General features: G+C 74.4%; 12 protein-coding genes. 10 read left to right on the plus strand and 2 right to left on the minus strand.

The annotated features are described in order from the left end of the window. Positions 1-20: 20 nt before the first annotated feature. Positions 21-1,112, plus strand: coding sequence for a nitronate monooxygenase (locus ACGFQC_RS02235; RefSeq protein WP_363088193.1), 1,092 nt, complete (start codon positions 21-23; stop codon positions 1,110-1,112). Further along, the gene (locus ACGFQC_RS02240) at positions 1,109-1,855 is read left to right on the plus strand and encodes a 16S rRNA (uracil(1498)-N(3))-methyltransferase (RefSeq protein WP_363088192.1); all 747 of its coding nucleotides are present in this window, start codon (positions 1,109-1,111) and stop codon (positions 1,853-1,855) included. Before ACGFQC_RS02235 ends, ACGFQC_RS02240 begins: the two co-directional genes overlap by 4 nt. 76 nt (positions 1,856-1,931) lie before the next feature. Here ACGFQC_RS02240 and ACGFQC_RS02245 read toward each other — a convergent pair whose 3' ends face one another. Then, the gene (locus ACGFQC_RS02245) at positions 1,932-2,315 is read right to left on the minus strand and encodes a hypothetical protein (RefSeq protein ID WP_363088191.1); all 384 of its coding nucleotides are present in this window, start codon (positions 2,313-2,315) and stop codon (positions 1,932-1,934) included. Positions 2,316-2,422: 107 nt separating this feature from the next. Between ACGFQC_RS02245 and ACGFQC_RS02250 the strand changes: the two genes are divergently transcribed. The 5 genes from ACGFQC_RS02250 to ACGFQC_RS02270 all read left to right on the plus strand — a co-directional run bounded on the left by ACGFQC_RS02250 (position 2,423) and on the right by ACGFQC_RS02270 (position 8,675). Next, positions 2,423-2,950 (plus strand): hypothetical protein, encoded by a 528-nt coding sequence (locus tag ACGFQC_RS02250; protein ID WP_363088190.1) that lies wholly within the window; start codon positions 2,423-2,425, stop codon positions 2,948-2,950. A 62-nt stretch (positions 2,951-3,012) separates the two neighbouring features. After that, positions 3,013-6,216, plus strand: coding sequence for a S41 family peptidase (locus tag ACGFQC_RS02255; protein ID WP_363088189.1), 3,204 nt, complete (start codon positions 3,013-3,015; stop codon positions 6,214-6,216). 186 nt (positions 6,217-6,402) lie between these two features. Continuing rightward, complete coding sequence (locus ACGFQC_RS02260; protein ID WP_363088188.1) at positions 6,403-6,756, plus strand: HIT domain-containing protein; 354 nt, start codon at positions 6,403-6,405, stop codon at positions 6,754-6,756. 3 nt (positions 6,757-6,759) lie between these two features. Further along, on the plus strand, positions 6,760-7,665 hold the full coding sequence (locus ACGFQC_RS02265; RefSeq protein ID WP_363088187.1) for a ribonuclease Z: 906 nt from the start codon (positions 6,760-6,762) through the stop codon (positions 7,663-7,665). Positions 7,666-7,685: 20 nt separating this feature from the next. Continuing rightward, a complete protein-coding gene (locus ACGFQC_RS02270) occupies positions 7,686-8,675 on the plus strand; it encodes an adenosine deaminase (protein ID WP_363088186.1) in 990 nt (329 codons plus the stop codon). Between the two features lie 103 nt (positions 8,676-8,778). Here ACGFQC_RS02270 and ACGFQC_RS02275 read toward each other — a convergent pair whose 3' ends face one another. Further along, entirely contained in the window at positions 8,779-10,125 is a 1,347-nt protein-coding gene (locus ACGFQC_RS02275) for an MFS transporter (protein ID WP_363088185.1), read from the minus strand. A gap of 303 nt (positions 10,126-10,428) precedes the next feature. Between ACGFQC_RS02275 and ACGFQC_RS02280 the strand changes: the two genes are divergently transcribed. The 3 genes from ACGFQC_RS02280 (at position 10,429) to ACGFQC_RS02290 (ending at position 14,172) form a co-directional block, all read left to right on the plus strand. Beyond that, on the plus strand, positions 10,429-11,718 hold the full coding sequence (locus tag ACGFQC_RS02280; protein ID WP_363088184.1) for a glucarate dehydratase family protein: 1,290 nt from the start codon (positions 10,429-10,431) through the stop codon (positions 11,716-11,718). A 102-nt stretch (positions 11,719-11,820) separates the two neighbouring features. Further along, a complete protein-coding gene (locus ACGFQC_RS02285) occupies positions 11,821-12,942 on the plus strand; it encodes a PfkB family carbohydrate kinase (protein WP_363088183.1) in 1,122 nt (373 codons plus the stop codon). Between the two features lie 159 nt (positions 12,943-13,101). Next, a complete protein-coding gene (locus ACGFQC_RS02290) occupies positions 13,102-14,172 on the plus strand; it encodes a PhoH family protein (protein ID WP_363088182.1) in 1,071 nt (356 codons plus the stop codon). The last annotated feature ends 4 nt before the right edge of the window (positions 14,173-14,176 follow it).

A 14,176-nucleotide genomic window follows, 5' to 3' on the forward strand; every position in this document is an offset into this window, starting at 1 on the left:
CGACGTGACACCATGCCGTCATGTCCTCCGCACTGACCGATCTCCTCCCCCTCCCGATCGTGCAGGCCCCCATGGCGGGCGGCGTCTCCCTCCCGCAGCTCGCCGCCGCCGTGTCCGAGGCCGGCGGGCTGGGCTTCCTGGCCGCCGGGTACAAGACCGCCGACGGCATGTACCAGGAGATCAAGCAGCTGCGGAGTCTGACCTCCCGGCCCTTCGGCGTGAACCTGTTCATGCCGCAGCCCGAGCATGCCGAGACCGGCGCCGTCGAGGTCTACGCCCACCAGCTGGCCGGTGAGGCCGCCTGGTACGGGACCGAGCCGGGCGATCCGGACAGCGGCCGCGACGACGGCTACGACGCCAAGCTGGCGGTCCTGCTGGACAACCCGGTGCCGGTGGCCTCGTTCCACTTCGGCGTCCCCGGCCCGAAGGCGCTGGCCGCGCTGCGCCGGGCGGGCACGTTCACCCTGGTCACCGCGACCACCGTGGAGGAGGCCGTCGCGGTCGAGCGGGCCGGCGCGGACGCGGTGATCGTGCAGGGCGTGGAGGCCGGCGGACACCAGGGCACCCACCGCGACCTCCCCGAGAACGACGGCTCCGGAATCGGCCTGCTGTCGCTGCTCGCCCAGGTCCGGGAGGCCGTCGGCCTGCCACTGGTCGCCGCGGGCGGTCTCATGCGGGGCAGTCAGATCGCCGCCGTCCTCGCCGCCGGGGCGAGCGCCGCCCAGCTCGGCACCGCCTTCCTCGCGACGCCCGAGTCCGGCGCGGCCGCCGTGCACAAGGAGGCGCTCACCGACCCGCTCTTCGTGCGCACGGAACTGACCCGCGCCTTCTCCGGGCGCCCGGCCCGCGGCCTCGTCAACCGCTTCCTGCGCGAGCACGGCCCGTACGCGCCCGCCGCCTACCCCGAGGTCCACCACCTCACCTCGCCGCTGCGCAAGGCCGCCGCGAAGGCGGGCGACGCGCAGGGCATGGCGCTGTGGGCCGGCCAGGGACACCGGCTGGCCCGCGCCCTGCCCGCCGGGCGACTGGTGGAGGTGCTGGCGGCCGAACTCGACGCGGCGAGAACGGCGTTGTCGGACGGCGGCACGGCCGGCGCGGGCGGTGCGCGATGACCGCCCCCGTCTTCGTCGTCGAGGAACTGCCGGGCGGTCCCGCCGAGTTCGTGCTGGACGGGCCCGAGGGACGGCACGCCGTCTCGGTGAAGCGGCTGCGGGCCGGTGAGGAGGTCGTCCTCACCGACGGCACCGGCCGCTGGGCGCGGGGCGAGGTGGTCGCCGCCGAGGGCAAGGACCGGCTCGTCGTCGATCTGGTCCAGGTGGCTCAGGAGCCCGCCGAGGCGCCGCGGATCACCGTCGTCCAGGCGCTGCCCAAGGGTGACCGGGGCGAACTGGCCGTCGAGACGATGACCGAGACCGGGGTCGACGCGATCGTGCCCTGGTCCGCGTCCCGCTGCATCACCCAGTGGAAGGGCGACCGCGGGCTGAAGGCGCTCGCCAAGTGGCGGGCGACCGCCCGCGAGGCCGGCAAGCAGTCCCGCCGGGTCCGTTTCCCCGAGGTCGCCGACGCCGCGACCACCAGGCAGGTGGCGGCACTGCTGGCCCGGGCCGACTTCGCGGCCGTGCTCCATGAGGACCGCGACTACGGCAGCGAGCCGCTGGCGACCGCGCCGCTTCCCTCGGACGGGGAGATCGTGCTCGTCGTCGGACCCGAGGGGGGCGTCTCCCCGGAGGAGCTGGCGCTCTTCGAGGAGGCCGGTGCCAGGGCGTACCGGCTGGGGCGCAGCGTGCTGCGGACCTCCACCGCCGGGACGGCCGCCGCCGCCCTGATCCTGGGCCGGACCGGCCGCTGGTCCTGACCGGCCGCCGGTCCTCACCCGGCCGCTGGTCCTCACCCGCCCGCCGGTACTCATCGGCCCGCCTCCGGGACCCGGGTCACTCCGGTGGGGCTTCGGGCGTGGTCGCCGCGCGGCTGAGGGCGTCGAACAGGATCCAGCCGTCCAGATCCCGCTCCCGCTTCCCCTCGTGCGGCAGCAGCCGGCGGCGGACGGCCTCGTCGACGAGCGCGCGCACCGTACCGGGTTCGTGCAGGTTGAGGTGGTGGGCGCGGTCGCCGACGCCGCCCGCGTGCGTGTACGCGCCGCCGCCGACGTAACGGCCCTCGCCCTCGCGGAAGACGATCCTGGTGCGCACGCCGTCCCTGATCAGGGTGAGGACGTCCCGGCAGCCCCGGCCGTCCCGGTGCCGGTGGCGGACCGTCCACAGGTAGGCGGTCGTGTCGTCGACGATCAGTTTCCTCGGGCGGCGGCGGTCTCGCATGCGGTCACCGTAGACCGGGGCGGCGGTGCGGCGCATGGCGTTAAGTGCTCTACCGCGCCCCCGCCGGCGGTGGCAGGCTGCCCTCCATGGGGGCATGGAGGACAAGGATGCGGGGCCGGGCGCGCGGGACACGTGCGGCGGCGGTGGCGGGGCTGGCGGTCCTGGCCGTGGCCGGCGCGGTGGCGTGCGAGCCCGGCGGGATCGGCTCGGCGGCCGTCGCGTACACCACCGACGAGGCGGCGACGGCCGAGATCGAGCGCCGGGACGTCGACGTGCGATGGCTGACCTGCACCGCCGGCTACGGCGACGACGGCGCCTCCGGGGACCGGGAGACCGTCGCCTCCGTCGACTGCGAGGGGGAGACCGGCAACGGGCGGGACATCGCCCTCACCGGCCACGTCACGCGCGCCGTCGACGGCTCCTGCGTACGCGGCGACCTCCGCGCGGAGGTCGGCGGCAAGCGGCTGTTCCAGGTGAGCGGGCTCGGGGACTGCGGGTCCGCCACCCCCTCGCCGCTCACCCCGCCCCGCTCCGCGCAGCCCGCCGAACCCGGGCGGCCCACGGTCACCGTGACCGTCACCCGGACGGTCTGGTGCGGGGACGACACGCACTGCGGGTCCGCCGGCACCAAGTGACCCGGGCGGCCGACCGACCGGAACCCCTGTCGGTCACCGCCGCCCTTGCCTAGAGTGATCGGGTGACACAGCCCGTGACGCCTGCCGCGTACTTCCGATTCCCGCACCTGCAGGGCGAATTGGTGGCCTTCACCGCCGAGGACGACGTGTGGCTCGCGCCCCTCGACGGCGGGCGCGCCTGGCGGGTCAGCGCCGACAACACGCCGGTCACCCTGCCCCGCGTCTCACCCGACGGCACCACCGTCGCCTGGACCTCCACCCGCGACGGCGCCCCCGAGGTGCACGTCGCCCCGGTCGACGGCGGCCCCGCCACCCGGCTCACCCACTGGGGCAGCCCGCAGACCAGGGTGCGCGGCTGGACCCCCGACGGCCGGGTGCTCGTGCTGAGCACCCACGACCAGGCGAGCGGGCGCCGCAGCTGGGCCCGCGCGGTCCCGCTCGACGGCGGACCGGCCACCACCCTGCCGTACGGGCCCGTCGGCGGGGTCGCCTTCGGCCCGCACACCGTGCTGGTGTCCGCGCCCATGGGGCGCGAGGCCGCCCACTGGAAGCGCTACCGGGGCGGCACGGCAGGCAAGCTGTGGATCGACCGGGACGGCGACGGCGGGTTCACGCGCCTGCACGAGGACCTCGACGGCAACATCGAGTACCCGGTGTGGGCCGGCGACCGCATCGCCTTCCTCTCCGACCACGAGGGCACCGGCGCGCTGTACTCCTCCCTCGCCGACGGCTCCGACCTGCGGCGCCACACACCCCTCGACACGTTCTACGCCCGGCACGCGGCCGGGGACGGCGACCGCGTCGTGTACTGCTCCGCCGGTGAGCTGTGGATCCTGGACGACCTCGACGGCGCCGAGCCGCGCCGTCTCGACGTCCGGCTCGGCGGGCAGCGCACCGACCGGCGGCCGCACCCGGTGCCCGCCGCCCGCTGGCTGGGCTCCGCCACTCCCGACCACACCGCGCGCGGCAGCGCCGTCGAGGTGCGCGGCGCCGTCCACTGGGTCACCCACCGCCACGGCCCCGCCCGCGCCCTGGCCGCCGAACCCGGTGTGCGGGCCCGGCTGCCGCGCACCTTCCGCACGGAGGGCGAGGAATGGGTGGTGTGGGTGACCGACGCCGAGGGCGAGGACGCCCTGGAGTTCGCCCCCGCCACCGGCCCGGCACCGGGCGCCACCCCGCGCCGGCTGGCCGCCGGACGCCTCGGCCGGGTGGTGGAGCTGGCCATGGCCCCCGACGGCAGCCGGGCCGCCGTCGCCGCGCACGACGGACGGCTGCTGCTCGTCGAGCGGGAGACCGGGGAGGTCCGCGAGGTCGACCGCAGCGAGGACGGCGACGTCCGCGACCTCGTCTTCTCCCCCGACTCGGCCTGGCTGGCCTGGTCGCACCCCGGCCCGCGCCCGCTCAGCCGGCTCAAACTGGCCAACACCGCGGACCTGTCGGTCACCGAGGCGACCCCGCTGCGCTTCCACGACTACGCGCCCGCCTTCACCCTCGACGGCAGGCACCTCGCGTTCCTGTCGACGCGCGCCTTCGACCCGGTCTACGACGAGCACGCCTTCGACCTCTCCTTCATCGAAGGAGCCCGCCCGTACCTCATCCCGCTGGCCGCGACCACCCCCTCGCCGTTCGGCCCGCAGCGGCACGGCCGCCCCTTCGAGGCCCCCGACAAGGACGAGACCCCCGACAGCGAGGGCACCCCGGCCACCCGCATCGACCTGGAGGGCCTCGCCGACCGGATCGTGCCCTTCCCCGTCGAGGCCGGCCGCTACTCCGGGCTGCGCGCCGCCAAGGACGGCGTGCTGTGGCTGCGGCACCCCGTGCGCGGTGTCCTCGGCGCCTCCCGCGCCACCCCCGACGACCCCGGTCCGGGCACCGAGCTGGAGCGCTACGACCTCGTCCGGCAGCGCCTCGAACACCTCGCCCCCGACGCCGACGCCTTCGAGGTCAGCGGTGACGGCAAGCGGCTGCTGCTGCGCTCCGACGGCAAGCTCAGGGTCGTCCCCGGCGACCGGCGCGCCTCCGGCGACGAGGACGGCGACACCAACCTCACCGTCGACCTCGGCCGGGTCCGCCAGAGCGTCGACCCGGCCGCCGAGTGGCGCCAGATGTACGACGAGACCGGCCGCCTCATGCGGGACAACTTCTGGCTGCCCGACCTCGGCGGGATCGACTGGGACGGTGTCCTCGACCGCTACCGGCCGCTCCTCGACCGGGTCGCCACCCGCGACGACCTCGTCGACGTCCTGTGGGAGGTGCACGGCGAACTCGGCACCTCGCACGCCTACGTCGTCCCCCGCGGCTACGGCGGCGGCGCCCGCCAGGGTCTGCTCGGCGCCGACATCTCCCGTCACGAAGACGGCAGTTGGCGCATCGACCGGATCCTGCCGTCGGAGACCTCCGATCCCGACGCCCGCTCCCCGCTCGCCGCGCCCGGCGTCGCGGTGCGCGCGGGTGACGCGATCCTCGCCGTCGCCGGGCACCCCGTGGACCCGGTCACCGGACCCGGACCGCTCCTCGTCGGCACGGCGGGCCGGGCCGTCGAACTGACCGTGTCGCCGGCCGGCGGGGGCGAACCCCGGCACGCCGTCGTCGTCCCCGTCGACGACGAGGAGCCGCTGCGCTACCACGCCTGGGTCGCGGACCGGCGGGCATACGTGCACGAGAGGTCCGGCGGCCGGCTCGGCTACCTCCACGTGCCCGACATGCAGGCTCCCGGCTGGGCCCAGATCCACCGCGACCTGCGGGTGGAGGTGGCGCGCGAGGGCCTCGTCGTGGACGTCCGCGAGAACCGGGGCGGGCACACCTCCCAGCTCGTCGTGGAGAAGCTGGCGCGGCGGATCGTCGGCTGGGACGTGCCGCGCGGGATGCGGCCGTACAGCTATCCGGAGGACGCGCCGCGCGGACCCGTCGTCGCGGTCGCCGACGAGTTCTCCGGCTCCGACGGGGACATCGTCAACGCGGCGGTCAAGGCGCTGGGCATCGGGCCGGTGGTCGGGACCCGCACCTGGGGCGGGACGATCGGCATCGACAGCCGGTACCGGCTGGTCGACGGGACGCTGGTCACCCAGCCCAAGTACGCGATCTGGCTGGAGGGTCACGGCTGGGGTGTGGAGAACCGCGGCGTCGACCCGGACGTGGAGGTGGTGATCCGCCCCCAGGACCACGTGGCGGGCCGGGACCCGCAGGTGGAGGAAGCGGTACGGCTGGCGCTGCTCGCGCTGGAGGAGACGCCGGCGAAGGCGGCTCCGCCGTTGCCGGGGTCGTAGCCCGCCCGGTGCCGGTGCCGGTGTCACCGTCGCCGGGGGCTGCCGCCCCCAGCCACCTCCCGCCTTCGGCCCGGACGGCCTCGTCCTCGAACTCCCCCGGAGGGGGCGCCCCCGGACGGGCTGGATCGGCCCGGCGCTCGCTACCATGCCTGCGTACTGATCGAACCGGCGTGAGGAGGCACCCCGATGCCAGGCGAGCCGCAGGACGACTGTCTGTTCTGCAAGATCGTGGCGGGGACGATCCCCGCGACGATCGTGCGGGAGACCGGGACGACCATCGCCTTCCGGGACATAAACCCCCAGGCGCCCACCCACGTCCTGGTGATCCCCAAGGCGCACCACGTGGACGCCGCCGCCCTCGCCGCCGAGGCGCCGCAGCTCGCCGCGGACGTCCTGCGCGAGACGCGGGCGGTCGCCGACCAGGAGAACCTGGAGAGCTACCGCATCGTCTTCAACACCGGCGGCGGCGCCGGCCAGACCGTCTGGCACGCCCACGCGCACGTCCTCGGCGGCCGTGGCCTGCAGTGGCCCCCCGGCTGAGCCGTGTCCGTACGTGAACTGGTGGTCCTGGGCACCGCCAGCCAGGTCCCGACCCGGCACCGCAACCACAACGGCTACCTCCTGCGCTGGGACGGCGAGGGCATCCTCTTCGATCCCGGCGAGGGCACCCAGCGCCAGATGCTGCGGGCCGGGGTCGCCGCGCACGACCTGCACCGGATCTGCGTCACGCACTTCCACGGCGACCACTGCCTCGGCGTCGCCGGGGTGATCCAGCGCGTCAACCTGGACCGGGTCCCGCACCCGGTGACCGCCCACTTCCCGCGGTCCGGGCAGCGCTTCTTCGACCGGCTCCGGTACGCCACCGCCTACCGCGAGACCGTCGGCGTCACCGAGGTCCCGGTCGACGGCGACGGACCCCTCGCCGTCACCGCGTCGTACACGCTCCAGGCCCGCAGGCTCTCCCACCCGGTCGAGTCCTACGGCTACCGGCTGACCGAGCCCGACGGCCGCCGGATGCTGCCCGACCGGCTCGCGGCGCACGGCCTGCGGGGACCCGACGTCGGCCGCCTCCAGCGCGAGGGCTCGGTCGGCGGGGTGTCGCTGGAGGAGGTCAGCGAGGTGCGGCGCGGGCAGCGCTTCGCGTTCGTCATGGACACCCGTCTGTGCGACGGCGTGGGGGAGCTGGCCGAGGGCTGCGACCTGCTGGTCATCGAGTCGACGTTCCTCGACGAGGACGAGCGGCTCGCCGACGAGCACGGCCACCTGACCGCCGGTCAGGCCGGACGGGTCGCGCGGGACGCCGGTGTCCGGCACCTCGTGCTCACCCACTTCAGCCAGCGCTACGGCGACCCCGCCGAGTTCGAGCGGCAGGCACGGGCGGCCGGGTTCGCGGGGGAGCTGACGGTGGCGTACGACCTGCTGCGGGTGCCGGTTCCGAAACGTCGGTAAAACACCCGTACGATGCTTTGATGCCCCTCCCCAAAGCTGAACTGCACCTGCACATCGAAGGCACCCTGGAGCCGGAGCTGGCCTTCGCACTGGCCGCCCGCAACGGTGTCGCGCTGCCGTACGCCGGCACCGAGGCTCTCCGCGAGGCGTACCGGTTCGAGGACCTCCAGTCCTTCCTGAACCTGTACTACGAGCTGATGGCGGTCCTGCGCACCGAGCGCGACTTCGAGGACCTGGCGAACGCCTACCTCGCCCGCGCCGCCGCCCAGGGCGTACGGCACGCGGAGATCTTCTTCGACCCGCAGGCCCACCTCGCCCGGGGCGTCGGGATGGGCACGGTCGTCGAGGGGCTGTGGCGGGCGCTCGGCGCCGGCGAGGCGAACCACGGCGTCTCCACCCGGCTGATCATGTGCTTCCTGCGCGACGAGTCCGCCGAGTCGGCGCTGGAGGCCCTCGACGCCGCGAAGCCGTACCTCGACCGGATCACCGGCGTCGGGCTGGACTCGGCGGAGGTCGGGCATCCGCCCGTCAAGTTCCGCGAGGTCTACGAGGCCGCCGCCGCCCTCGGCCTGCGGCGGGTGGCGCACGCCGGTGAGGAGGGGCCGCCGGAGTACATCACCGAGGCCCTCGACGTCCTCGGGATCGAGCGCGTCGACCACGGCCTGCGCTGCATGGAGGACCCGGCGCTGGTGGAGCGGCTGGTGCGGGAGCGGATCCCGCTGACGCTGTGCCCGCTGTCCAACGTCCGGCTGCGGACGGTCGACACCCTCGCCGGCCACCCGCTGCCCGCCATGCTCGACGCCGGGCTGCTCTGCACGGTCAACTCCGACGACCCGGCCTACTTCGGCGGCTACGCCGGCGACAACTTCGACGCCGTGCGGTCGGAGCTGGGCCTGGACGAGGAGCGGCTGCGCGAACTGGCCCGCAACTCCTTCGTCGCCTCCTTCCTGGAGGACGACGAGGAGCGGCGGGCGCGCTACCTGGCCGAGGTCGACGCCTACCGGTTCTGAGCGCACCGGTTCCGAGCTCACGGGTTCCGAGCTCACGGGTTCCGAGCTCACGGGTTCCGAGCGCACCGGTCGCCGGCGTCACCGGGACGCGTGATCAGGGCGCCTACTGCCCGGCCCCCGGCGCGGCACCCGCCCGCCGGGGCCCGGCGGTGTCGTAGGCGCCCTGGAGGGACGCACCCGCCGGGACCTCCACCGCGATCTCCACGACCGCCTGTTCCGCCGCGCCCACCGGCGGCACCGCCCCGCTGGGCGTGCCGGTGGACGCGGCGAGGACGGCCGCCGGGGTTCCGCCGCGCCGCCGGACCGCACCCGGCAGCAGCGGGCGTCCGCCCGCGTGCAGCGCGACGGCGGTCATCGGCACCGCCACCACCAGCAGCCCGGCGCCCAGCACCAGCCCCATCACCGGGAAACCGGCCCGCTCCGCCAGCAGGCTCCCGGTCAGCGGCCCCGCCGCCGTCCCCAGCGAGGACGCCGAGCCGACCAGCACCGCCCAGCGCCCGCGCGGGTCGAGCGAGGCGGCCAGCCCGATCAGGTACGACAGCACGACCGGGTAGAGGACGTTCCAGGCGATCTCGCCCGCCGCGAAACTCCCCGGACCGGTCGCCGACGCGCTGACCACGACGCACCCGGCGATCAGCACGGTCCCACCGCCGATGGGCAGCGCCCGGCCCAGCCGCGCGCCCAGCGCCCCCGCGCCCAGCACCCCCAGCAGTCCGGCGCCGAGCGCCACGGCGAAGACGACCCCGACGCCGGCCTCGTCGAGCCCCGCCTGCGTCAGGCCGATGCGCCCGCTGACCCCCCACAGCGAGTTCTGCACCAGTGACCAGCACGGCATGGCGGCGGCCAGCAACAGCCCGGACCGCAGGTGCGGCAGCCGCGCGGAACCCCCCGCGTGCCGGGCCGGAGCAGGGGCCGTCCGCCCCGGAAGCCGCCCGGTCAGCGGCCACACGGCGACGGCGGTGAGGGCGATCGCGGCCAGCGGCTGCCCGTGTCCGGGCCCCAGGTGCGGCACCGTCAGGTAGACGGCGCCCGCGAGCGCGGAAACCCCGAGCAGGCCGAGCGCGGAGGCGCGGTGCGGGTCGGGCTCGGCGGCGATCCGGGTGGCGGCGACCGTCGTGGCCGTACCGGACCCGAATCCGCCCAGCACCGCGCCCGCGACGACCGCCGGCACGCTCCCGGCGAGAGCGGCCCCGCCGTACCCGACGACGGCGAGCACCAGGCCGACGCGGGCCAGGGTGCGGGCCCCGATCCGCTCGACGCGCGAGGCCAACGCGAACCCGGCCGAGGCCGAACCCAGCAGCAGCGCACTGCCGACGGCCCCGGCCCGGGTGGCCGACAGGGGGAGCCCCGAGTCCAGCCGTCCCACGACGGTCGGCAGCAGGTAGGGAGCGAGGTACCCGGCCGTGAAAAGGGCGACGAGGGGCCAGGCGGTGGTGCGGGGCGCGAACACGGGCGTTCCAGGGCAGGCGAAGGAGCGGCTCGGGAGGAGCGGCTCAAGAAGAGGGGAGGAGCGACGACCGTCGAGGGACAGGAACGCGCGGCCAATTTGTATCAAGCACGCAGTTGCGAGCAGAAGCAAGATGGGAGTGATCCGGGTCACTGTCGGTTTGGTCGGCGGACTGACGGGTAACAGCGCCCGCCCTCGCCTCCCCCGGTCGGCCCCGCGCGCCGACGGCTCCGTTGACGCCCGGCGGTCCATGTATCTAGCCTCCATCTTCATACGTGGACGACTTTCACATAGGGAGATGGCCGGGTGGACCTCACCGTCACGGACGTACGGCTGACGCCGATCCTGATCGCCGACCCGCCCCTCCTCAACACCCAGGGCGTGCACCAGCCGTACACCCCGCGCCTCATCGTGGAGATCGTCACGGCGGACGGCGTCACGGGCCTGGGCGAGACCTACGGCGACACCAGGTACCTCGACCTGGCCCGCCCCTACGCGAAGAAGCTCGTCGGTCGGCGGGTCAGCGACCTGAACGCCCTGTTCACCCTCGCCGACGAGGTGGACGTGGACCGCTCCCGCATCTGCGACCAGGTGGACGTCGGCGGCCTGCGGGGCGTCCAGACGGCCGAAAAACTGCGCCTGTCGGTGATCTCCGCCTTCGAGGTCGCCTGCCTGGACGCCCTCGGCAAGACCCTCGGCCTGCCGGTGCACAGCCTGCTCGGCGGCAAGGTCCGCGACGCCGTCGAGTACAGCGCCTACCTCTTCTACAAGTGGGCCGACCACCCGGAGGCGGTGCCCCACGAGAAGGACGACCGGGGCGCGGCGGTCGACCCGGCCGGCATCGTCGAACAGGCCCGCACGCTCAAGGAGCGGTACGGCTTCACCTCCTTCAAGCTCAAGGGCGGCGTCTTCCCGCCCGACGAGGAGATCGCCGCCGTGCGCGCCCTCGCCGAGGCCTTCCCCGGCCACCCCCTCCGCCTGGATCCCAACGGCGCCTGGAGCGTCGAGACCTCACTGCGCGTGGCCCGGGAGCTCGAGGGCGTCCTCGAGTACCTGGAGGACCCCGCACTCGGCACCCCCGCCATGGCCGAGGTGGCGGCCGGAACCGGCGTACCCCTCGCCACCAACATGTGCGTGACGACGTTCGCCGAGATCCGGGAGGCCTTCGCCCGCGACGCCGTCCAGGTCGTCCTCTGCGACCACCACTACTGGGGCGGCCTGCGCAACACCCAGCACCTGGCCGCGATCTGCCGCACCTTCGGCGTCGGCGTGTCCATGCACTCCAACACCCACCTCGGCATCAGCCTCGCCGCCATGACCCACGTCGCCGCCACCGTCCCCGGCCTCCACCACGCCTGCGACTCCCACTACCCCTGGCAGTCCGAGGACGTCCTCACCGACCGCCTCGTCTTCACCGACGGCAAGGTCACCGTCCCCGACACCCCGGGCCTGGGCGTCGAACTCGACCGCGACCGCCTCCACCGCCTCCACCGGCGCTGGCTCGACGACAAGGGCGCCTACCGCGACCGGGACGACGAGGCGGCGATGCGCGCGGCGGTCCCGACCTGGACGACCCCCACCGTCCCCCGCTGGTGACGGCCCGCCGGCCACCCCGGCGACACCCCGCCCCCGACGCCGACGTCTCCTCCCCGACGTGGTGCACACTGGCCGGATCGGCACCACGTCAGGGAGCACACCGTGACCGCGTCCACCGGAGAGGGACACCACCGACACCCACGCCAGGCCCAGCTGGACCCCCTGGCCGCCCGGCGCGCCCCCACGGACCCGCCCTGGGACGTCTACCTCACCGGCACCGTCTTCCTCGACATCGTCTTCACCGGCCTGGACTCCGCCCCCGTCCGCGGCACCGAGTCCTGGGCCCGCGGCATGGGCTCCAGCCCCGGCGGCGTGGCCAACATGGCCACCGCCCTGGCCCGCCTGGGCCTGCGGACCGCCCTCGCCGCCGCCTTCGGCGACGACCACTACGGCGAGTACTGCTGGGACACCCTCGAACAGGGCGAGGGCATCGACCTGACCGCCTCCCGCACGGTCCCCGGCTGGCACTCCCCGGTCACCGTCTCGATGGCCTACGAGGGCGAACGCACGATGGTCTCCCACGGCCACGAACCGCCCCCGCAGGAGGCCGCCCCCGCCTCCCCGCCGCACGCCAGAGCCGCCGTGGCCTCCCTCGCCCCCGGCAGGCGCGCCCCCTGGATCGCGCAGGCGGCGAGCCGCGGCACCCGCGTCTTCGCGGACGTCGGCTGGGACGACACGGGCGCCTGGGACCTGGCCGGCCTGGCCGACCTGGAGCACTGCGAGGCCTTCCTGCCCAACGCGCAGGAAGCCATGCGCTACACGGGCACCACCTGCCCGCGCGCCGCGGCCCGCGCCCTCACCGCGCACGTGCCGCTCGCGGTCGTCACCCTCGGCGCCGAGGGCGCCTGTGCCGTGGACGGCCGCACGGGCGAGACCGCGGAGGTCCCCGCGATCGCCGTCGAGGCCCTCGACCCCACCGGCGCGGGGGACGTCTTCGTGGCCGGTTTCGTCACGGGCACGCTGGCCGAGTGGCCGCTCGCGGACCGCCTGGCCTTCGCCGGCCTGACGGCCGCCCTGTCCGTCCAGGAGTTCGGCGGCTCGCTGTCCGCGCCCGGCTGGTCCGAGGTCGCCGCCTGGTGGCGCCGCGTGCAGTCGGTGGAGACCCAGGACCCGGAGGCACTGCGGCGGTACGCGTTCCTGGAGGACCTGCTGCCCACCCGGGAGGCCACCGGGTGGCCCCGCCGCCGGGCGGTCCCCACCATCGGGTTCGGCCGCTCGGCCTGAGCCGGGACGCCGACCGCCCGGGCCCCCGCCCGCGGGCGGCCCCTTGTTCGAAAAGCCCTACGGCGTTGTCAGCCCCCTGGCGTACCCTGGAAATCGCCAGGCCGCCCTCGTGGCAGGCGAGTCGTATCCGGGAGGACGTAGAGGCCTTCGGGCCGGCCTATGACTCAGACACCGACAGCTCACACGCCCGCGCAGGGCGAGGCGAGAGCACAGTTCACCGTTCCCGCCCAGCACCCCATGGTGACCGTGCTGGGGTCCGGAGATTCCCTTCTGCGCGTGATCGAGACGGCTTTCCCGGCGGCCGACATCCATGTCCGGGGCAATGAGATCAGCGCGGTCGGCGACCCGCGGGAAGTCGCCATGGTCCAGCGCCTGTTCGACGAGATGATGCTGGTGCTCCGCACCGGGCAGCCGATGACGGAGGACGCAGTGGAACGCTCGATCGCCATGCTGCGGGCGAGTGAGAACGGGACGAACGACGGCCAGGAGACCCCGGCCGAGGTTCTGACGCAGAACATCCTGTCCTCGCGCGGCCGCACGATCAGACCCAAGACCCTCAACCAGAAGCGGTACGTCGACGCGATCGACAAGCACACGATCGTCTTCGGCATCGGCCCCGCCGGCACCGGCAAGACGTACCTGGCGATGGCCAAGGCGGTCCAGGCGCTCCAGTCGAAGCAGGTCAACCGCATCATCCTGACCCGCCCGGCGGTCGAGGCCGGCGAACGCCTCGGCTTTCTGCCCGGCACCCTCTACGAGAAGATCGACCCCTACCTGCGCCCGCTGTACGACGCCCTCCACGACATGCTCGACCCGGACTCGATCCCGAAGCTGATGGCCGCGGGGACGATCGAGGTGGCGCCGCTGGCGTACATGAGGGGTCGGACCCTCAATGATGCTTTCATCATCCTGGACGAGGCCCAGAACACGAGCCCCGAGCAGATGAAGATGTTCCTCACCCGGCTCGGCTTCGACTCGAAGATCGTGATCACCGGTGACGTGACGCAGGTCGACCTGCCGAGCGGCACCAGGTCCGGGCTGCGTCAGGTCCAGGACATCCTGGAGGGCGTGGACGACGTCCACTTCTCCCGGCTGTCGTCCCAGGACGTCGTACGGCACAAGCTGGTGGGCCGTATCGTCGACGCGTACGAGAAGTACGACGACACGCACGGCACGGAGAACGGCACGCACAAGGGCGGCCGGGGCAAGTCCGGGCACAAGGGGAAGTAGACCG

Origin of the sequence: Streptomyces sp. NPDC048734 (assembly GCF_043198675.1) — a bacterium.
GTDB lineage: Bacteria > Actinomycetota > Actinomycetes > Streptomycetales > Streptomycetaceae > Streptomyces.